Here is a 20,268-nt window from a genome sequence, read left to right as displayed (position 1 = left end):
GCCCACCGCCGGCCGTCAGAGGAGTTTCCGCTCGGCCAGGTAGGCCAGCAGGTCGTCGTACTCGCCCCCGGCGTTGCCGTAGGCGACGACGGTGCGGGCGGATTCCAGCCAGGGCAGGGTCGACGGCCCGATCTCGGCCAGCACCCGGTCGAAGTCGGCCATCCCGATGGGCCGGACCTGCCCGGCCCGCACCGAGTCGGCCAGGGCGAGTTCGGCAGCCGAGTCGCAGAGATGCTTGAGGTCGGCGCCGGAGTAGTCGGCGGTCGCGGTGACCAACCGCTCCACCGCGATGCCGGCCACCGGACGGGTCGACAACTGGGCCCGCAGCATGGCGCGGCGGGCCTCGGTGTCCGGCGGCAGGACGAGCACCGTGCGGTCGAAGCGGCCCGGCCGCCGCAGGGCGGGGTCGACGTCCCACGGGGCGTTCGTCGCGCCCAGCACGAAGAGGTCCTCGTTGTCCGCGCCGACCGAGTCCATCTCGGTGAGCAGCTGCTGCACCGCACCCCGCAGGCCCGACCAGCCGGACCCGATCCGCGACCGCCGGTGCCCGATGGCGTCGACCTCGTCGAAGAACAACACGCACGGCCCGTTGCGCCGGGCGTACCGGAACAGCTGCTGGATGTTCTTCTCGGCCGCCCCCAGCCAACCGTCCAGGATGTCGGCCATCGACACACTCGTGAACGAGGCGCCCATCTCGCCGGCCAGGGCCCGGGCGATGTACGTCTTGCCCACCCCGGGCGGCCCGTACAGCAGCAGGCCGCCCCGCAGGGTCTTGCCGAACGCGGCCGCCATCTCCGGATTGCGCATCGGACCGAGGAACGCGACCTCCAGTCGGTCCTTCACGTCCTGCATCCCGGCCACGTCCGCGAGACGGATGTCGACGGTGCGTTCCACCTCCACCGGGGCGTCGTCGAGGTCCTCGGCGACGAACGGCGGCGGGACGTCCACACCCACGTCGTGCTCGGCGGCGGACCAGTCGAAGCTCGGTGTCCCGTCCGCTTCGTCCGCCGGCTCGTCGGCGTCCGGTGCGAGCCCAGGGGTCTCGTCCTCGTCCGGTCGGCCCGATGGGCCGGGCCCGTCGGGGGCCGGCTCCCCGGCGGCGCCACCGGACGGCCGGGTCGGGTCGGGTCCCGGTGCGCCGCCCAGGACCCGCTGCAGCGCGGCCCGGGCGGGAGCCGAGGTCGGCTCCCGGCTCAGCACGGCGGCGACGGAGGCCAGGGCCTCCTCCCGCCGTCCGGCTGCCAGCAGCAGGTCGGCCAGATGCAGGCGGACGACCGCGTTGGCGGGGTCGGCCTCCAGGACGGCCTGCAGGGCCGTGATGACTGCGGTGTCGTCGGCGGGCACGGGCCGGAGTCTAGGTCCGGAGCCGGGCCGGATCCCGGTGTGTCGCTCTCCCGGGAGCAGTCACGCCGGTCGAACCGGTGACGGTGGCTGTGCGTCGTCTGGCGCCGGGTCAGCGAACGAGCCCGGCCACCATCCGGGGTCGCAGCGTGCCGTCGGCCAACCCGAAGTGCACGAGGTCGTCGAACGAGCGCTGTCGACGGGCGGCCGAGCGCACCCCGGCGTCGATGACGGCGGGCCAGCGGCCGGCCGAGGCGACCAGCGAGGTGTGCCGCAGGTGCCGACCCAGCCGGTGCCGCATGGCCCGCCGGTACACCGCCCCCGCCCGCGCTCCCCGGACGGCGGCGCCCCCGGCCAGCGCGCCGGACACGATCGCGTAGTAGATGCCCTCCCCGGTCAGCGGGTGGATGAGCGACTGCGCGTCGCCCACGAGCAGGACCCGGCCGTCGGGTATTCGCGGCCGGCCGGTGGACAGTGGCAGCCGGTGCCCGCGCAGCCCCTGGACCTCGCCGACATCGGGCAGCAGGCGATGCAGTGACTCGGCCATCTCCGCCCGACTCACCGGCGGGCCGTCCAGCAGATGCCCGTACCCGACATTGGCGGTGCCGTCGCCGACCGGGAAGTTCCAGGCGTAGGCGGGCCAGCGGCGGTCGGTCATCGTGATCATCTGGGTGCGGGCGTCCGCCGGGACCGGCGCGTAACCGCGCAGGGCGACGGCCACCGTGCCCGATCGGGGAGCGGGCACCCCGGCGGCCCGGCGGACGAGCGACTCGGCCCCGTCGGCCCCGATCACCGCCCGGGCCCGGAGCAGCCCGTCGACCTCCACTCCGTCGGTCCGGACGACCACCCCGGTCACCCGGTGCCGGCGCAGCTCGACCCCGCGGGCGGTCACGTCGGCGACCAGCCGGGCGTCGAACACCCGGCGCGGGACGACGTGCACCGGGTGGGCCATGTCCCGTTCGGCCACCGGGCCACCCGGTCCGGTCAGCCGCAACCGACGGAGCGACGGGTAGCCCTCGGCCACGGCTCCGGTGTCGAATCCCAGATCCCGCAACGCATCCCAGGCCTGCGCGGCGATGCCGTCGCCGCACACCTTGTCGCGGGGGAAGTCGGTGCGGTCCAGCAGCAGCACCCGAGCGACCGGGTCGGCCTGCCGGGCCGCGGCGGCGGCCGCGCACCCGGCGGGTCCGGCGCCGACCACGATCACGTCCCAGGCCGTGGCGCGGTCGGCCGGGGTGACGGTGCTGCGAGAGCTCACCCCGGCCACGCTACGGACCCGCCTCCGTCTCCCGGTCGGCCGGCGCACGTCCGCCGTGGCGCGGGCGCGTGGCCGCGGCAGGCGGGCGGTAGCGTCGGGCAGCGTGAGCGACGGGGACCTGGGACTGTTCGCGGTGGCGCAGCCCGACGGCGGGCCGGCCGGCGCCCCGGTGGCGCCGCGCCCGAGTGGCCCGACGGACGACCGCTCGCGGGACCCGAAGGCGCCGCTGGCCACCCGGATGCGTCCGCTCACCCTGGACGAGGTGGCCGGGCAGAAGCACCTGCTCGGCCCGGGCGCCCCGCTGCGCCGGTTGGTCGAGGGCGGTGCGCCGTCCTCGATGCTGCTGTACGGGCCCCCCGGGACGGGCAAGACCACGCTGGCCATGCTGGTGGCCGGGGCGACCGGCCGCCGCTTCGAGCAGCTGTCCGCGGTCTCGGCCGGCGTCAAGGAGGTGCGTGCGGTCATCACCGGCGCCCAGCTCTCGCTGCGCACCACCGGTGAGCAGACCGTGCTGTTCATCGACGAGGTGCACCGGTTCTCCCGGACCCAGCAGGACTCGCTGCTCGGCGCGGTGGAGGACCGCACCGTCATCCTCATCGCCGCCACCACCGAGAACCCGTTCTTCTCCGTGGTCTCCCCGTTGCTGTCCCGCTCGCTCGTGCTGCAGCTGCAACCGTTGCAGGACACCGAGATCGACGAGCTGGTGGAACGGGCGGTGCGGGACGACCGGGGACTCGGCGGTCGGTACACCCTGGCACCGGACGCCCGGGCGCATCTGCTCGCGCTGGCCGGCGGGGACGCCCGGCGGGCGCTCACCGCCCTGGAGGCCGCAGCCGGGTCGGTGCCCGAGCCGGGGTCGGACGCGCAGGGGCCGGCCGAGATCGATCTTCCCGCGGTGGAGCGGGCGGTCAACCGGGCCGCGGTGCGCTACGACCGCTCCGGCGACCAGCACTACGACGTCATCAGCGCCTTCATCAAGTCGATCCGGGGCAGCGACGCCGACGCCGCCGTGCACTACCTGGCCCGGATGATCGAGGCGGGGGAGGACCCCCGGTTCATCGCCCGGCGGTTGATGGTGCACGCCAGCGAGGACATCGGCATGGCCGACCCGACCGCGCTGACCACGGCGGTCGCCGCGGCCCAGGTCGTCCAGCTCGTCGGCCTGCCGGAGGCGCGCATCGCCCTGACCCAGGCGACCATCCACCTGGCCACCGCCCCCAAGTCGAATGCGGTGATCATGGCCATCGACGCGGCCATGGCCGACGTCCGGTCCGGGCTGGCCGGCAGTGTCCCGCCGCATCTGCGGGACGGCCACTACCCGGGCGCGGCGGCGCTGGGGAACGCGAAGGGTTACGTCTATCCACACGACCGGCCCGATGCCGTCGTCGCGCAGCAGTACCCGCCGGACGAACTCGTCGGGCGGGACTACTACCGTCCGGTGGACCGCGGCCATGAACGCACCGTGGCTCAGCGGGTCTCGTGGCTCCGGCAGCTGATCCGCACCGGCCGTCGTCGAACAGGGGAGTGACCATGCCGTCGAACACGTCACCCAGCGGGGTCCCGCAGCGGACGTCGGCCATCCGGGTCAGCCGGACCGGCGGCCCGGAGGTGCTCGAACCGGCCGAGATCGACGTCCCTGCACCGGGTCCCGGTCAGGTCGTCGTGCAGGTCGCGGCGGCCGGGGTGAACTTCATCGACATCTACCGGCGCAGCGGGGTCTACCCGACCCCGCTGCCGAACGTTCCGGGATCCGAGGGCGCCGGGACCGTGCTGGCCGTCGGTCCGGACGTGGACACCGGTGTGGCCGTGGGGGACCGGGTCGCCTGGTCCGATCTGCCCGGCTCCTACGCCGGGGTCGTCGTCGGTGCCGCGGACGTCCTGCTCCCCGTGCCCGACGGGGTCGATCTCGAGCAGGCCGCCGCGTTGCCCCTGCAGGGGATGACCGCGCACTACCTGGCCGCCGACTCCTATCGGATCGCGCCGGGGGACACCGTGCTGGTGCACGCCGGGGCGGGCGGCGTGGGTCTGCTGCTCACCCAGATCGCGAAGATCAAGGGCGCCCGGGTGATCACCACCGTCTCCACGGAGGCCAAGGGCGAGCTCTCCCGGGAGGCCGGGGCCGACGAGGTGCTCGTCGGCTACGAGGGTTTCGTCGACCGGGTCCGGGAACTGACCGGCGGGCAGGGCGTGCAGGCCGTGTACGACGGGGTCGGTCTCGACACCTTCGACGGATCGATGGACGCGCTGGCCGTGCGCGGGTTCCTGGTCCTGTACGGCGGGGCCAGCGGTCAGGTGCCGCCGGTCGACCCGCAACGCCTCAACCGCGGCGGCTCGCTGTCGCTGACCCGCCCCACGCTGGTGCACTTCACCCGCACCCGGGCCGAACGGCTCGCCCGGTCCGACGAGCTTTTCGGGTGGATGGCCGAGGGGCGCCTGATCGTGCGCGTCGGTGGTCGGTACCCGTTGGCCGACGCCGCCCGGGCCCACGAGGACCTGGCCGCCCGGCGCACCACGGCCAAGCTGCTGCTCGTCCCCTGAGCGGACCCCAGCAGCACCACCAGCTACCGCAGCACCACCAGCGGGCCGCGCAGGCGCTCGCCGTCCGGTGTCGTCCAGGTGCCGCTGACCCCACCGCCGTCGGGGACGGGTCCGGCGGCCAGCCGGTGCACGATGCGCAGGTCGGCCACCGAGACCGTCCCGCTCACCCCCTCGACGCGGACGGACGGGTCGAGGGTGTCGGTCTCGCTCTGCGCTTGGGCCTGCACCGCGCCGTTGCAGAACGCGGCCAGGGCGGACAGCAGGACCGGGTCGTGCTCGCCGTCGTAGACCCAGCGGGTGCCGAGCACGCCGTGCTCCGCCCGGCCGATCAGGGCCCCGTCGGTGGGTGAACCGTCGTCGCCGGTCGGCGGAGCCCCGCGGTAGGTGACCGGCACGTGGTAGACGACCGGGTCCGCGCCGGCCGTGTCGACCACGTGCATGAACTCGATGCCCACCTCGCCGGCCGGGTCGTCCAGCCGGAAGCCGCCGGCCCGGGCCAGTTCCGGGGCCGCATCCTGCCGGACGTACCAGGGTCGGTTCACGATCCAGGCGGCGACCAGGTCGAGCTTGCCGGGGGTGAGGGTGGTCCGGAAGATGGTGGACACGGTCGTCCTTCCTGCTCGGGGGTGATCATCAGTGTCTCCGATGTCGCGGCCCGACCTGGCTGCAGAACCCCTCGGCGATCAATCCGCCCTCGCACGCCGTGGTCGGGGCACGGGCGTTCGCCGAGGAGAACGCCTGACCCACCGGTCGGCCGGGTGCCCCTCGTGCCGTGCCCCGGGGTCGGGAGACCCGGCGGGCCCGGGTCGGCGTGCTGCCGACCCGGGCCCGGGTGATCCGTGCGTGCCGGTCAGCGCACCCAGACCGCGGCGTCGCCGGGCAGGGTGCCGTCGCCCGGCAGCTCGACACTGGCCAGCACGACCTCGCCGGCGGGCAGCGGGATCGGGGTCGAACCGGTGTTGCAGACGACGCGGATCGCCCCGTTGCGCAGGGCGACCGCGTCGGCGCCCGGGGTGGACTCCCAGCTCAGCGAGCCGGCGCCCAGCTGGAACTCCCGGCGGGCGGCCAGCGCCGCCGTGTACATCTCCAGGGTCGATCCCGGGACGCCGCGCTGCTTGTCGCGGGCCAGCCGCGCGTAGGCGGCGGGCTGGGGCAGCCAGGTGAGCCCGGTCGGGCCGAACCCGGCCCCGGGTGCGTCGCCCTCCCACGGCACCGGGACGCGGCAGCCGTCGCGGCCGGCCTCGGTGTGCCCGGAGCGCCACCAGGTCGGGTCCTGACGCAGGTCGTCGTCCAGATCGGTGTGCTCGGGCAGGCCGAGCTCCTCACCCTGGTACAGGTAGGCCGAACCGGGCAGGGCCAGCATCAGCAGCGTGGCCGCCCGCGCGCGGCGCAGGCCCAGCTCGGCATCGGGCTGGTCGTCCACCGCGCGGATGCCGGCGTGCAGGCCGCCGGCCCGCTTCAGGCCGAACCGGGTGGCGTGCCGGACGACGTCGTGGTTGGACAGCACCCAGGTGGTGGGTGCGCCGACGGAGTCGTTGTTGGCCATCGAGGCCGAGATGACCTCCCGCAGGGTCGCGGCGTTCCACGGCGCGGCCAGGAAGTCGAAGTTGAACGCCTGGTCCATCTCGTCCGGGCGGACGTAGAGGGCCAGCCGGGACAGCGGCTGCACCCAGGCCTCGGCGACCAGCATCCGGCCGGGGGTGTACTCGTCCAGCACGGCCCGCCAGCTGCGGTAGATCTCGTGCACGCCGTCCAGATCCAGGTACGGCGAGGGCGCGCCCTCGATCTCGGACTCCCCGTCGGGGCTGGTGAAATGACCGGCCGGGTGGCCGTCGGAGTCCAGGGCCACGTCGGGCAGGGCCTGGTCCTTGATCATCGAGTTGGCCACGTCGACCCGGAAGCCGTCCACCCCGCGGTCGAGCCAGAACCGCAGGATCGACAGGAACTCCTCGCGGATCTCCGGGTTCTCCCAGTTCCAGTCGGGCTGCTTGGTGTCGAACAGGTGCAGGTACCACTGGCCGGGGGTGCCGTCGGCGTTCGTCGTCCGGGTCCAGGCGGGGCCGCGGAACATCGACGGCCAGTTGTTCGGCGGCAGGGACCCGTCCGGGCCGGAGCCGTCCCGGAAGATGTACCGCTCGCGTTCCGGGGAGCCGGGGGCCGCGGCGAGGGCCTCCCGGAACCAGCGGTGCTCGTCGGACGAATGGTTCGGGACCAGGTCGACCACGAGCTTCATGCCCAGCTCGTGGGTGCGGGCCAGCAGTGCGTCGAAGTCGGCCAGGGTGCCGAACAGCGGGTCCACGTCGCGGTAGTCGGCGACGTCGTACCCGGCGTCGGCCTGCGGCGAGGTGTAGAAGGGCGACAGCCAGACGGCGTCCACGCCCAGGTCGGCGAGGTCACCGAGACGAGCCGTGATGCCGGGCAGATCGCCGATGCCGTCGCCGTTCGCGTCCGCGAACGAGCGGGGATAGATCTGGTAGACCACCGCCGTGCGACGCCAGTCGTGCGCGTCGACACCCTCGGGAGCGCCGCCGTGACGGATCTCGGTGGAGGGGCCGTCGGCGGAGGCGCGGCCGGCATCGTCCGTGCGGCTGGTGCTGGGGGTGGACGTGGTCATCGGGTGTGCGGTCTCCCTGGGCTCGGTGGTCGGTGCGCGCGGAGGTGCGGTCGAGTGCCGATCGACGGGCGACGGCCCGTGAAGGATCCCGCCGAGGAGTCCCGCACGACAAATCCCGGCCCCGATCCGGTCATCCCCGCGGCGGCGACGGGAAGAGCCGGCGGGCCACCGGGGCTGCGCCGATCCCGTGCAGCAGCAGGCTCACCGACACGGTGAGCACCATGATCTGCAGCACGGTGATGGTGGTGTCGTCGTCGATGGCGTTGACCGCCAGCAGACCGAAGACCAGTGAGGTCACGCCCCGCGGGCCCAGGAGGGACAGGGCGAAACGCTCGGCGGCCGTCGTGCCCGACCGGACGAGGGCCAGCCCGACGGGGACCAGGCGCAACAGGGTGAGGGCCAGCACGGAGACCACCACCACCGGCCAGTCGACGCCGGAGAAGAAGACGACCCCGGCGAGCACGCCGAACACGAACCACAGCCCCAGCGAGGTCGTCTCGACCACGTCCTTGGTGAAGCCGGTGAACTGCTCGGTCTCCTCGCGGAGGATCAGGTGCACGGCCACCCCGCTGATGAACGCGGCCACGAACCCGTTCCCGTCCAGCAGCACCGCGATGCAGTAGGTGGTGAGCGGAACGGCCAGCATGCCGATGCGGATCGAGGTGTCCTCGCTCCAGCCGCGTGCCCGCGCGACCCGGACGAGCAGTCCGTAGACGGTGCCGGTACCCAGCCCGACGGCCAGCGCGACGGCGCTCGCCCCGAGCGCCTCGGCGAGCACCGCGGAACCGGACTCCGATCCAGGATCGGATCCGGCGGCCGACGTGGTCACGGCGGCCAGGGCGACGGCGAAGACGGGGGCGACGATCCCGTCGTTCAGGCCGCTCTCCACGTTCAGGGCCGAGCGCACCCGCAGCGGTAGTCGGGCCTCGGCCAGGATCCCCGGCGCCGGCGACAGGTCGGTGGGCATCACGATGCAGGCGATGACCACGGCGAGAGCCACGGGGTGTCCCGGCAGGACGAGCACCCCCACCGCTGCCGCGAGGGCCAGGGAGAGGGGCAGAGCGACGAAGAGCAGGCGGCTGGAGACGGCGGGGCTCGATCCGAGCATCCGCCCGCGCACGGCGATGGCGTCGGAGAACAGCAGGGTGGCCAGGATGAGTTCGATGATCTGCTCGGTCACCGGGAAGTCGAGCACCTCGATGATCTCCGGCCGGACGAACAGGCCGACCACTGCGCCGAGCACGGCGAGGACGAGGGCCGGCGACACCCGCCACGTCTCGAGGCGACCGGCGGCCAGCGACCAGACGGCGATGCTGCCCACGCAGCACAGCAGGGATGCGGCGAGCACTACGCCGACCCGGCGGGAGCCACACAGGACACCGGACGCCCCTTCCGTGCGGGGTGGGACGGACACCGGTGGCGGCGGTCGGGCGGACCCCGCGTGCCGCCGACAGGGCAGCGAAACACAGCGTCGGTGAGGTCGGGCTCAGGTGAGGTGCACCCCGGTGCGTCCCGCCGAGGTTCCCGTCCGACGGACCACGCCGTATACCCTCAGCCGAACGCGATGACGCCCCCGGCACCCGGCGGGCCCGTCGCGTGGTCCGTGGAGGGCAGGTCGGTCACCACAGGGGCCGGGCGGGGACGCGGTGTCGTCCCGGGCCGGCAGGTCGGGGAAGGAACGCCAGCACACGTGAAGCGCATCCACTATTTCGCGGCCGGGGTCGCCCTGGGCGCGATGTCCATGCGACGCACCCGGCGGGCCAAGGAAGCGGCGCGGGCCGCGATGGCCGCCCAGCTGACCCCGTCGGCCATCGCCGCCGACGTCGCCGACGCCATCGCCGAACTCGGCAACGCGGTGGGCTCCTTCGCCTCCGACGTCCGCCAGGGTGCGCTGAACCGGCAGGCCAGCTACCGCCCGGTCATCGACAACACCACCGGCGCCGTGCTCATGGTCGGTCCCGAATCCGCCGGGCCGGACGCGTCCCCTCCCACCGTGGTGGCGGCCGACCCGCCGCCGCGCCGGTCGGCCCGCCGCAGCGCCTGACCTCCCCGGCCCCCCGGCACCCCCCCCGCGGGCGCCGGCCCCCGCGCGACCGTCGATCCGGCGGACCGCAGCCCAGCAGATCCGATCGAGCCCGGCACGGGCCCGGTCCCCGGCAGTGATGGAGCGATGACCCCGTGCAGACCCATGAGATCCGGCAGCGGTTCCTGGATCACTTCGAGCGGGCCGGGCACACCGTCGTCCCCTCCGCCTCGCTGATCAGCGAGGATCCGACCCTGCTGTTCACCGTGGCCGGCATGGTCCCGTTCAAGCCGTACTTCCTCGGCCAGAGCACCCCGCCCTTCCCGCGGGCGACCAGCGTGCAGAAGTGCGTGCGCACCCTGGACATCGACAACGTCGGCATCACCACCCGGCACAACACGTTCTTCCAGATGGCCGGGAACTTCTCGTTCGGCGACTACTTCAAGGCCGGCGCGATCCAGCACGCCTGGACGCTGCTCACCGGCTCGCTGGCCGACGGCGGGTACGGGCTCGACCCGGACCGGCTGTGGGTGACCGTGTTCGAGAAGGACGACGAGTCCGTCCAGCTGTGGCAGGAGATCGCCGGGCTGCCCGCCGAGCGCATCCAGAAGATGGGCATGGCCGACAACTTCTGGTCCATGGGCGTCCCCGGCCCGTGCGGTCCGTGCTCGGAGATCTACTACGACCGCGGGCCGTCCTTCGGCCCCGACGGCGGGCCGCTCGCTTCCGACGAGCGGTACCTGGAGGTCTGGAACCTCGTCTTCATGCAGGACATGCGGGGCGAGTCCAGCGGTCTCGGCGGATCCCACGCCGCCGACTTCGACATCCTCGGCCCGCTGCCCAGCCAGAACATCGACACCGGACTGGGTGTCGAACGGATGGCGCTGGTCCTGCAGGACGTCGACAACGTCTACGAGACCGACCTGTTGCGGCCCATCATCAGCAGGATGGAGGAACTGTCCGGCCGGACGTACGGGCAGGACCCCCAGGCCGACATCCGCATGCGGGTCATCGCCGACCACAGTCGCTCCGCCACCCTGCTCATCGGCGACGGGGTCACCCCCGGCAACGAGGGCCGCGGGTACGTGCTGCGCCGGCTGGTCCGGCGCACCGTCCGCGCCGCTCGGCTGATCGGCGTGACCGAGCCCGTGATCGGCACCCTGTTCGGCGTCGTGCGGGACCTGATGAGCCCGTCCTACCCGGAGCTGGCCACCGACTTCGCCCGCATCGAGAAGATCGGTGTCACCGAGGAGAAGGCGTTCCTGCGCACCATCGCGTCGGGCACCAAGCTGTTCGCCGTGGCCGAGCAGGAGACCAAGGCCGAGGGTGCCACCGTGCTGCCCGGCGCCACCGCGTTCACCCTGCACGACACCCAGGGCTTCCCGATCGACCTCACCCTGGAGATGGCGGCCGAGGCCGGGCTGACCGTCGACGTCGCCGGGTTCACCCGGCTGATGGAGGAGCAGAAGACCCGGGCCCGGGCCGATGCCAAGGCACGCAAGGGTTCCCTCGCCGACCTCTCGGTCTACCGGGGTCTGCTGGCCGACGGCCCGACCCGGTTCACCGGGTACTCCGAGCTCGTCTCGGAGGGCATTGTCACCGGTCTGCTCGTCGACGGCGCACTGGTCGACACCGCCGCCGAGGGGCAGGTGATCGAGCTGGTGCTCGATCAGACCCCGCTGTACGCCGAGTCCGGCGGGCAGGACTCCGATGCCGGGTGGATCGTCGGACCGCACGGCCGCGCCGAGGTGCTGGACGTGCAGAAGGTCGACCGCAAGCTGACCGTGCACCGCGTCCGGGTCACCGACGGCGAGCTGGTCGCCGGCTCCACCGTCACCGCGCACGTCGATCCGGAATGGCGCCTGGGTGCCCGACAGGCGCACTCCGGCACCCACGTGGTGCACGCCGCACTCCGGCAGGTGCTCGGCCCGCAGGCCCTGCAGGCCGGCTCGTACAACAAGCCCGGCTACCTGCGGCTGGACTTCTCGTTCGACACCGCGCTCACCGCGGCGATGCGCAGCGAGATCGAGGAGGTCTCCAACCGGGCCATCCGCGCCGATCTCGGGGTGCGGGTCGTCTACGGGACCCAGGCCGAGGCGGCCGCGATGGGCGCGATCGCGCTGTTCGGCGAGACCTACGACGACACCGTCCGGATCGTGGAGATCGGCGGGCCGTGGTCGGTCGAGCTGTGCGGTGGCACCCACGTCGAGCACTCGTCGCAGATCGGACCGCTCGCGCTGACCAGCGAGTCCTCCGTCGGCTCCGGGCTGCGCCGCGTCGAGGCCGTCGTCGGCTTCGAGGCGTTCCAGCACCTGGCCGCCGAGCGGGCCCTGGTCCACCAGGTCGCCGGGCTGCTGAAGGTCCCGGCCGCCGAGGTGCCGGGCCGGATCGAGACGCTCACCGAGCGGCTGCGCCAGGTGGAGAAGGAGCTGGCCGCGGTCCGCGCCGCCCAGCTGACCGGTTCCGCCGCCGCCATGGTCGACGGGGCCACCCGGGTCGGGGCCGTCGATCTCGTCGCCGCAGCCCTGCCCGAGGGCACCTCGGCCGCCGACGTCCGCACCCTGGCCACCGATCTGAAGAACCGGATGTCCGGTCGGCCGGCCGTGGTCGCCCTGTTCGCGCCGTCCGCGGACGCCGTGGCCTTCGTGGTCGCCGTGACGGCGCCCGCGGTGCAGCTCGGGGTCAAGGCCGGCGACCTGGTCAAGGCGTTCGTCCCGCAGGTGGGGGGCCGCGGGGGCGGCAAGCCGGACATGGCCCAGGGCGGCGGCAGCAACCCCGCCGGCGTCCCGGCGGCCATCGCCGAGCTGCGCAGCGTGTTGGGGGACGACAGGGCGTGATCCCGACCCCGAGTGGTACGGAGGGTGACCGGCGCCGGGGGGTGCGCCTGGGAATCGACGTCGGTACGGTGCGGGTGGGGGTCGCCAGGAGCGACCCCCTCGGCATGTTGGCGGTGCCGGTCGCGACCCTGAAACGGGACGTCGGCAAGGGCACCGACCTGGACGAGATCGTGCGGCTGGTCGAGGAACACGAGGTGGTGGAAGTGGTGATCGGGCTTCCCCGGACCCTGCGGGGCGACAGCGGCCCCGCCGTCACGGCCGTCCGCGCCTACGCCGACGCGCTCACCGCACGGCTGACCACCGCCGGCCGGGGGATCCCGCTGGAGTTCGTCGACGAGCGGCTGACCAGCGTCATCGCCAATCGCGGCCTGGCGGACCGAGGCATGTCGGCCAAGGCAAGAAGATCGGTGGTCGACCAGGTCGCGGCGGTGTCGATCCTGCAGAACCGACTCGACACGCTGGCCCGGGCGTCCTCGTGAACCACGGACTCGGGCTCTTCGACCGGCACGACGGCGAGACCGGAGACGTCGACCCGGCCGCCCTGCGGGCCGCGCTGGACGCCGACCCGGCCCGGGCCGACGACCGGGAGCGAGCCCGCCCGCCGGTCGGCCCGCCCGCCGAGCACCCGCAGGAACGGGCCGCCCGCATGCGCCGTCGCCGCCGGCGTTCGACGCTCGTCGCGCTGACCGTGCTCGTCGCGCTGGTCGCCGGTCTCGCCGTCGGATTCACGATCTGGCGGAAGTCCGTCACCACCATCCCGGACTACGTCGGCGCGGGCGCGCAGTGGACCGTCGTCCGGGTGCAGAGCGGGGACACCCTGGACTCCATCGCCGCGACCCTGACCGACGCCGGTGTGGTGGCCAGCGACGAGGCCTTCACCGCCACCGCGGCCCAGGACGCCGACGTCAAGGCACTGCGGCCGGGGTACTACAAGGTGCGCGTCGGGGCATCCGCGGCGGAGGCGGCCAACACCCTGGTCGATCCGGCCAACCGCGTGGGCGCCCTGCGACTCATCCCGGGACGTCAGCTGGCCGACGTGGCCACCAGCGCCGACGGGGTCGCGAACGGATCGGTGCCGGGGTACGTCACCCAGATCGCCGAGGCCGCGTGCGTCCCGCTGGACGAGGCGGGCACCGACCGCAGCGCCTGCTTCTCCGCGGACGACCTGTGGGCGGCGGCCGAGACCACCGACCCGGCCCAGCTCGGCGTGGTCGAGTGGGCCGTGGACGCGGTCCGCGCCGCTCCGGACCCCCGCAAGCGACTCGAGGGCATGATCCTGCCCGGGGACTACAACGTGCCGCCGAACCAGAGTGCGGTGGACACGCTGAAGTCCGTCGTCACCGCCTCCGCGGCCTCCTGGTACACCAGCGACGTCGTCGCCCGTTCCGCGAGCACCGGGTTGACCCCGTACCAGGTCGCCGTGGCCGCGTCGCTCGTCGAACGGGAGGGCATCACCGCCGACATGCCGAAGGTCGCCCGGGTCATAGACAACCGGCTCGCGGTCGACATGCGCCTGCAGTTCGACTCGACGGTCAACTACGCGCTGGACCGCGCGCAGATCGCCACTTCGTCGGCCGACCGGGACACCGCCGGGCCGTACAACACCTACCTCAACACCGGTCTGCCGCCCACACCGATCTCCTCGCCCGGCCCGGATGCGATCGCGGCGACCCTCGCGCCGGCGCAGGGGCCGTGGATGTACTTCGTCAAGATCGACCAGACCGGGGCGTCCTGCTTCAGCGTGACGCTGCCCGAGCACGAGGCGTGTATCGAGCAGGCCCGGGCCAACGGCGTCTTCGGCTGACGTGGCCGCCCCCGTGTCCGGGGATCCGTCCGGCCGCCGTCGCGCCGCCGTGCTCGGTTCGCCCATCGCCCACTCCCTCTCCCCGGTGCTGCACCGCGCCGGATACGCCGCGACCGGACTGGACTGGAGCTACCAGGCGATCGAGTGCGACGCCGCGGCCCTGCCCGCTCTCGTGGGCGGGCTGGACGCGTCGTGGGCGGGCCTCTCGGTGACCATGCCCGGCAAGGCCGCCGCGGCCGCCGTCGCGACCGAGCGGTCCGACCGGGTCCGCCGCCTCGGGGTGGCGAACACCCTGCTGCGTCGGACGGACGGCTGGGCCGCGGAGAACACCGACGTCGACGGGGTGCGCGGGGCCCTGCGCAGTGCCGGCGTGCCGTCGGTCGACCGGGCGGTGGTGCTGGGCGGCGGCGGGACGGCGATGGCCGTCGTGCTGGCCCTGGCCGAGATGGGCGCCCGGTCCCTGGTCCTGGTCGGACGGCGCCCGCAGAGCACCGCCGGTGCCGCCGCGCTGGCCCGGGACCTCGGGCTCGACGTGACGGTGACCCCGTTCGACGTCGACCCGGTGGCGGCGGCGGCCCGGAAGGCGGATCTCGTCGTGTCCACCGTCCCGGCCGGCGGCGCCGACGCCCTGGCCGCGGCGGTGGCTCCGGCCCCGGTGCTGCTCGACGTGGTCTACGCCCCCTGGCCGACCGTCCTGGCCGCCGCCGGCGCGGCCGACCGGGTGGTCGTGACGGGCCTGGACATGCTGCTGCACCAGGCGCTCCGGCAGTTCGAGCTGATGACCGGGGTGTCCGCCCCGGCCGCGGCGATGCGCGATGCGCTGCGGGCCGCGTCCGGGACCGACCTGGCGCTGCCGGTCGACTGACCCGGGCCGAGGCGTCCCGACGGGGGACGGCGGTGCCTCGTGGTCACCGCCCCGACGGCCGACCGCCCCCGCGCGGGTGGACCTCGGCGTTGCGGGGGTGCACCTGGGGACAACCGGGTCGGTGCCCGGACCCGCCGTGTCACCGTGATCGCATGCTCGGTGATCGACTCGACGCCTGGACGGCCTCCTGGTGGGTTCTCGTCGTCGTCGGCCTGCTCACCGGCGCCGGGGTGGGGGTCGGGATCCGGAGCGTGCTGGCCCGGTTGCGCCGGGGTGCCGTGCTGCGCCCCGGCGGGGTGGAGATCGCCTGCGCCGTGGTCACCGCCGCCTCGCTCGCCGCGGGCTGGGGCACCGCGCGGCTGGTGATCCTGCTGTGGGCGGGTTGGCTCGGCGTGGCATTGGCCGCGGTGGACCTGCGGCACCACCGCCTCCCCGACGCCCTGACCCTCCCGGCGTGGGGGGTCAGCGCCGCCCTCGTCGTCGGGACCTCGCTGTGGTCGCCGGGGTCGGGCAGCGTGCCGCGCGCAGTGCTCGCGGCCGCCCTGGTCGGCGGTCTGTTCTGGCTGGTCTGGCGGATCGCCCCGGCGGCGATGGGCCGCGGCGACGTCAAGCTCGTCCCGGCCCTGGTGCTGCTCACCGGGTACCTGTCCTGGGGGGCGGCCGTGCTCGGTGTGGTGCTCGCCTTCGTCACCGGCTCCGTCGTGTCGCTCCTCGGCCTGCTCAGCCGGCGGATGACGATGCGGTCCGCGCTGGCCTTCGGGCCACATCTGCTGGCCGGGTGCTGGCTGGTGCTCGCCGTGCCCGGGTGGTCCGCCGGCGGTTGAGCCGTGCTGAACCGGCAACAGGGCTTGCCAGGCGCGGTCAAGAGTCCGCACAGTGGGAGCCGGCGGAGCGCCCGACCGCCGCCCGACAGCCCGACCGAGGAGTTCCGATGACGTCCGGAGCAGTGCCCGACGCGACCATGAACCTGTTCACCCCCGAGTTCTGGGACGAGCGGTACGCCGCCAGCCAGCAGATCTGGAGCGGCAACCCCAACCCGCAGCTGGTCCGCCACGCCGCCGGGCTCACCCCCGGGACCGCGCTGGACGTGGGGTGCGGCGAGGGGGCGGACGTGCTGTGGCTGGCGCGGCAGGGCTGGCAGGTGACCGGTCTGGACGTCTCGGCCGTGGCGCTGGCCCGCGCGGCGCGATCGACCGCGCAGGCGGCCGAGCCCGGCGTGGAGCAGCGGATGTCGTGGCAGCAGGCCGACATCCTGACCTGGCGGGCGGAGCAGCGGTACGACCTGGTCTCCGCCCAGTTCATGCACCTGCCCCGCCCACACCTGCAGCGGGTGCAGCAGGAGCTGGCCGCGGCCGTGGCCCCGGGTGGCGCACTGCTCGTGGTGGGCCACCATCCCGACCACCCGCGGCACTCCGGGCACGAGGAGTGGCCGGACATGCAGTTCACCGCCGAGCAGGTGGCGGAGTCGCTCGACCCGACGCAGTGGCGGATCGTGGTGTGCGACGCCCCCACCCGGCCGGCGGTCATGGAGGGTGTCGAGGTGACGGCGGTCGACGCCGTGCTGCTCGCGGTGCGGGTGGTCTGAGCCCACCACCGGGAGGGGGGCCGGCCGGTGAACATCTGGTGTCCGGACGGACGCCGGGGTGCCGGACCGGCCCAGCGCGCCTACGGTGGCGTCATCGACAGGGGTGACGTGCCCGGTGGGTGCACGGCAACGGTGGGGGCCCGGGGAAGGTGGCCCCGTCGGTGACGGGCCGCGCCCCCGACGGTCGGTGATCGTGCCGGCCACCTGGAGGACCGCATGACCGCTGCCGCCACCGCCTCGACCACCGCGAACCCCGGACCGCTGTCCGCGACCGAACTCGACGACATCCACGCCTGGTGGCGGGCGGCGAACTATCTGGCCGTCGGGCAGATCTACCTGCTCGACAATCCCCTCCTCGACCGGGATCTCGTCGCCGAGGACGTGAAGCCGCGGCTGCTCGGGCACTGGGGTACGACACCCGGCCTGAACATGGTCTACGCCCATCTCAACCGGGTCATCCGGGAGCGGGACGTGAACGCGATCTTCCTGGCCGGCCCCGGGCACGGCGGTCCCGCGGCGGTGGCGTCGACCTATCTGGACGGCACCTACAGCGAGGTCTACCCGCACATCACGCAGACCACCGACGGCATCCGGAAGCTGTTCCGGCAGTTCAGCTTTCCCGGCGGTATCCCCAGTCATGTGGCGCCGGAGACGCCCGGGTCGATCCACGAGGGCGGCGAGCTCGGGTACGTGCTCTCGCATGCCTACGGGGCGGCGCTGGACAACCCCGATCTGGTCGTCGCCGCCGTGGTCGGCGACGGGGAGTTCGAGACCGGCCCGCTGGCCGCGTCCTGGCACGCGAACAAGCTGCTCAGCCCGGTGACCGACGGCGCGGTGTTGCCGATCCTGCACCTGAACGGCTGGAAGATCGCCAACCCGACCATCCCGGCGCGGATCCGCCGCGAGGAGCTGCACGATCTGCTCCGCGGCTACGGGCACGAGGTCATCACCGTCGAGGGCGACGACCCGATGCTGGTGCACCAGGCCATGGCCGCCGCGATGGACACCGCGATCGACCGCATCCGGGAAATCCAGGCCGGGGCCCGCACCGGCGGGGTGACCGAGCGCCGGCCGTGGCCGATGATCCTGATGGTCACCCCGAAGGGGTGGACCGGTCCCAAGGAGATCGACGGTCTGCGGTACGAGGGCACCTGGCGTTCCCACCAGGTGCCGCTGACCGAGACCCGCACGAACGCCTCGCACCGGGCGATGCTGGCCGAGTGGATGCGTTCCTACCGGCCCGAGGAACTGTTCGACGCCGACGGCCGGGTGATCGAGCGCATCGCCGCGTTGGCGCCCGTGGGGGATCGACGGATGAGCGCCAATCCGCACGCCAACGGCGGCCTGCTGCGCAGACCGTTGATCCTGCGGGACTTCCGGGAGCGCGGCGTGGAGGTGACGGCCCCGGGCGCATCCATCCACGAACCGACCCGGGTGATGGGGCAGTACCTGCTCGACGTGATGATCGACAACCTGGACAACTTCCGGATCGTCGGCCCGGACGAGACCGCGTCCAACCGACTGGACGCCGTGTACGCCACCACCGACAAGGTGTGGCAGGGCGAGATCCTGCCCGTGGACGTGCATCTGGCCGGCTCGGGTCGGGTGATGGAGATCCTGTCCGAGCACACCTGCCAGGGGTTGCTGGAGGGCTATCTGCTGACCGGTCGGCACGGGGTGTTCTCCTGCTACGAGGCGTTCATCCACCTGGTGGACTCGATGTTCAACCAGCACGCCAAGTGGCTCAAGGTGACCCGGGAGATCGGGTGGCGGCGGCCGGTGGCCTCGCTGACCTATCTGCTCACCTCGCACGTGTGGCGGCAGGACCACAATGGTTTCTCCCACCAGGACCCGGGTTTCGTGGACCACGTGGTCAACAAGAAGGCCGACGTCATCCGGGCGTACTTCCCGCCGGACACCAACACGCTGCTGTCCACGATCGAGCACTGCCTGGCCTCGGTGAACTACGTCAACGTGATCGTGGCCGGCAAGCAGCCCTGTTTCGACTGGCTCACCCCCGACGAGGCGGGCGATCACTGCGCCCGCGGGCTCGGCATCTGGGACTGGGCGAGCAACGACGAGGGCAGCCCGGATGTCGTCATCGGGTGTGCCGGGGACGTACCGACCCTCGAGGCACTGGCGGCGGTCTCGATCCTGCGGGAGCACCTGCCGGAGCTGCGGGTCCGCTTCATCAACGTGGTCGACCTGATGCGTCTGCAGAGCGCGGGGGAGCACCCGCACGGGTTGTCCGACCGCGACTTCGACACCCTGTTCACCGCCGACGCCCCGGTGATCTTCGCCTATCACGGCTATCCCTGGCTGATCCACCGGCTGACCTATCGACGCACCAACCACGCCAACATCCACGTGCGCGGCTACAAGGAGGAGGGCACCACCTCCACCCCGTTCGACATGGTGATGATGAACGACATGGACCGGTTCCACCTGGTCATCGACGTCATCGACCAGGTGCCCACCCTGCGCTCGCACGCGGCGCTGCTGCGTCAGCAGATGGTGGACGCGCGGGCCGAGGCGCAGCGGTACACCCGGGAGCACGGCGACGACCTGCCGTCGGTGCGGGACTGGACCTGGGGCGACGTCGGACCGGACAGTGCCGAGCTGACCGCGGCCGCCAACACCAGCGCCGATTTCCCGACGGCCTGACCCGACCCCGGGAGCCGACCCATGTTCAGAGCCGAGTCGCTCGAGACCATCGCCGACGTGCTCGACCACACGGCGCGGGCGGACACCGCGCCGGGAACGGTGCAGCGGCGGCACGCCATCGCCACCCTCGACGTGCTCGCCGAGGACCTCGTCGGGCGCGACACCCCGCGGGCCCTGGAACTGAAGGCCCGGGTGCATGCGCTGCGGGACAGGCTCACCGCCGGCGGGTGAGCCTGCCCGGGCCGGGCACCGTCGGCGGGCCGACCGGTCAGGACGTCGCCGACGAGCTCAGCTCCGCGGTGAGCCGGCGGACGCGGGCGGCGATGTCGTCGCGGATCAGACGCATGCGTTCGAGGCCGTCGATGCCGCGTTCGGAGGGCTCGTCGGTGTCCCACCGGACGACGGGGGTGCCGTCGGTGGGCTCGACCCGGGCGTCCCGGCCGAGGGTGACGACGAGGTCGGCGTCGGCGATGAGCTGATCGCTGACGGCCCTGGGCTGCTGCTCGGCGATGTCGACGCCGACCTCGAGCAGGCTCTGCGCGGACAGGGCGTTGACCGTCGCCCCGGGGTCGGTGCCGGCGGACTCGACCCGGACGGCGTCCCCGGCGGCCTGACGCATGAGGCCGGCGGCCATCTGGGACTTGCCGCCGTTGCGGACGCAGACGAACAGCACGGACGGGCGGTGGGACACGCGGGCTCCTGGGGGACGAGCGGGTCGGATGGGGAAGTCGACGCTGTG

At 73.4% G+C, this 20,268-nt stretch carries 17 protein-coding genes; 11 read left to right on the top strand and 6 right to left on the bottom strand.

Translation table 11 applies throughout. The annotated features are described in order from the left end of the window. Nucleotides 1-15 precede the first annotated feature (15 nt). Together J2S58_RS04515 and J2S58_RS04510 are read right to left on the bottom strand one after the other, a co-directional pair. Nucleotides 16-1,344: an ATP-binding protein gene (locus tag J2S58_RS04515; RefSeq protein WP_205257458.1), complete on the bottom strand. Its 1,329-nt coding sequence runs from the start codon at nt 1,342-1,344 to the stop codon at nt 16-18. 109 nt (nt 1,345-1,453) lie between these two features. Continuing rightward, nucleotides 1,454-2,599 carry an NAD(P)/FAD-dependent oxidoreductase gene (locus J2S58_RS04510; RefSeq protein ID WP_205257457.1) on the bottom strand — a complete coding sequence of 382 codons (1,146 nt, stop codon included), beginning with the start codon at nt 2,597-2,599 and terminating at the stop codon, nt 1,454-1,456. Nucleotides 2,600-2,837: 238 nt separating this feature from the next. On the opposite strand from J2S58_RS04510, the gene J2S58_RS04505 reads away from it, so the two are divergent. After that, nucleotides 2,838-4,127, top strand: coding sequence for a replication-associated recombination protein A (locus J2S58_RS04505; protein WP_205257642.1), 1,290 nt, complete (start codon nt 2,838-2,840; stop codon nt 4,125-4,127). A 2-nt stretch (nt 4,128-4,129) separates the two neighbouring features. Then, on the top strand, nt 4,130-5,137 hold the full coding sequence (locus J2S58_RS04500; protein WP_205257456.1) for a quinone oxidoreductase family protein: 1,008 nt from the start codon (nt 4,130-4,132) through the stop codon (nt 5,135-5,137). Between the two features lie 23 nt (nt 5,138-5,160). Here the strand turns inward: J2S58_RS04500 and J2S58_RS04495 are convergent, their stop codons facing one another. The 3 genes from J2S58_RS04495 to J2S58_RS04485 form a co-directional block, all read right to left on the bottom strand. Beyond that, the gene (locus tag J2S58_RS04495; RefSeq protein ID WP_205257455.1) at nt 5,161-5,742 is read right to left on the bottom strand and encodes a maltokinase N-terminal cap-like domain-containing protein; all 582 of its coding nucleotides are present in this window, start codon (nt 5,740-5,742) and stop codon (nt 5,161-5,163) included. 245 nt (nt 5,743-5,987) lie between these two features. Further along, nucleotides 5,988-7,751 carry a glycoside hydrolase family 13 protein gene (locus J2S58_RS04490; RefSeq protein ID WP_205256104.1) on the bottom strand — a complete coding sequence of 588 codons (1,764 nt, stop codon included), beginning with the start codon at nt 7,749-7,751 and terminating at the stop codon, nt 5,988-5,990. 130 nt (nt 7,752-7,881) lie between these two features. Further along, complete coding sequence (locus tag J2S58_RS04485; RefSeq protein WP_205256105.1) at nt 7,882-9,099, bottom strand: cation:proton antiporter domain-containing protein; 1,218 nt, start codon at nt 9,097-9,099, stop codon at nt 7,882-7,884. 342 nt (nt 9,100-9,441) lie between these two features. Here J2S58_RS04485 and J2S58_RS04480 point away from each other — a divergent pair, with 342 nt between their 5' ends. From J2S58_RS04480 to J2S58_RS04440, 9 genes are all read left to right on the top strand, one after another. Then, nucleotides 9,442-9,795, top strand: a complete 354-nt coding sequence (locus J2S58_RS04480) for a hypothetical protein (protein ID WP_205256106.1) — start codon at nt 9,442-9,444, stop codon at nt 9,793-9,795. Nucleotides 9,796-9,929: 134 nt separating this feature from the next. Then, nucleotides 9,930-12,611 carry an alanine--tRNA ligase gene (alaS, locus tag J2S58_RS04475; RefSeq protein ID WP_205256107.1) on the top strand — a complete coding sequence of 894 codons (2,682 nt, stop codon included), beginning with the start codon at nt 9,930-9,932 and terminating at the stop codon, nt 12,609-12,611. Further along, nucleotides 12,608-13,090: a Holliday junction resolvase RuvX gene (ruvX, locus tag J2S58_RS04470; protein ID WP_205256108.1), complete on the top strand. Its 483-nt coding sequence runs from the start codon at nt 12,608-12,610 to the stop codon at nt 13,088-13,090. The genes alaS and ruvX overlap by 4 nt, the downstream gene beginning before the upstream one ends. Further along, on the top strand, nt 13,087-14,415 hold the full coding sequence (gene mltG, locus J2S58_RS04465) for an endolytic transglycosylase MltG (RefSeq protein WP_205256109.1): 1,329 nt from the start codon (nt 13,087-13,089) through the stop codon (nt 14,413-14,415). Before ruvX ends, mltG begins: the two co-directional genes overlap by 4 nt. A 1-nt stretch (nt 14,416) precedes the next feature. Continuing rightward, complete coding sequence (locus J2S58_RS04460; RefSeq protein ID WP_306826360.1) at nt 14,417-15,280, top strand: shikimate dehydrogenase; 864 nt, start codon at nt 14,417-14,419, stop codon at nt 15,278-15,280. 152 nt (nt 15,281-15,432) lie between these two features. Then, nucleotides 15,433-16,104: a prepilin peptidase gene (locus J2S58_RS04455; protein WP_205256110.1), complete on the top strand. Its 672-nt coding sequence runs from the start codon at nt 15,433-15,435 to the stop codon at nt 16,102-16,104. A gap of 107 nt (nt 16,105-16,211) precedes the next feature. Further along, a complete protein-coding gene (locus tag J2S58_RS04450) occupies nt 16,212-16,865 on the top strand; it encodes an SAM-dependent methyltransferase (RefSeq protein ID WP_240188659.1) in 654 nt (217 codons plus the stop codon). 216 nt (nt 16,866-17,081) lie between these two features. Next, nucleotides 17,082-19,529, top strand: coding sequence for a phosphoketolase family protein (locus tag J2S58_RS04445; RefSeq protein ID WP_205256111.1), 2,448 nt, complete (start codon nt 17,082-17,084; stop codon nt 19,527-19,529). Between the two features lie 21 nt (nt 19,530-19,550). Continuing rightward, entirely contained in the window at nt 19,551-19,760 is a 210-nt protein-coding gene (locus tag J2S58_RS04440; protein WP_205256112.1) for a hypothetical protein, read from the top strand. A gap of 37 nt (nt 19,761-19,797) precedes the next feature. On the opposite strand, the gene J2S58_RS04435 is transcribed toward J2S58_RS04440, so the two are convergent. Next, nucleotides 19,798-20,220 (bottom strand): arsenate-mycothiol transferase ArsC, encoded by a 423-nt coding sequence (locus J2S58_RS04435; protein ID WP_205256113.1) that lies wholly within the window; start codon nt 20,218-20,220, stop codon nt 19,798-19,800. Between the last annotated feature and the right edge of the window lie 48 nt (nt 20,221-20,268).

It is taken from the genome of Nakamurella flavida (genome assembly GCF_030811475.1).
Taxonomy (GTDB): Bacteria; Actinomycetota; Actinomycetes; order Mycobacteriales; family Nakamurellaceae; genus Nakamurella; species Nakamurella flavida.
Note: the sequence above shows the minus strand (reverse complement) of the source record. Positions and strands in the feature narration are given on the sequence as shown.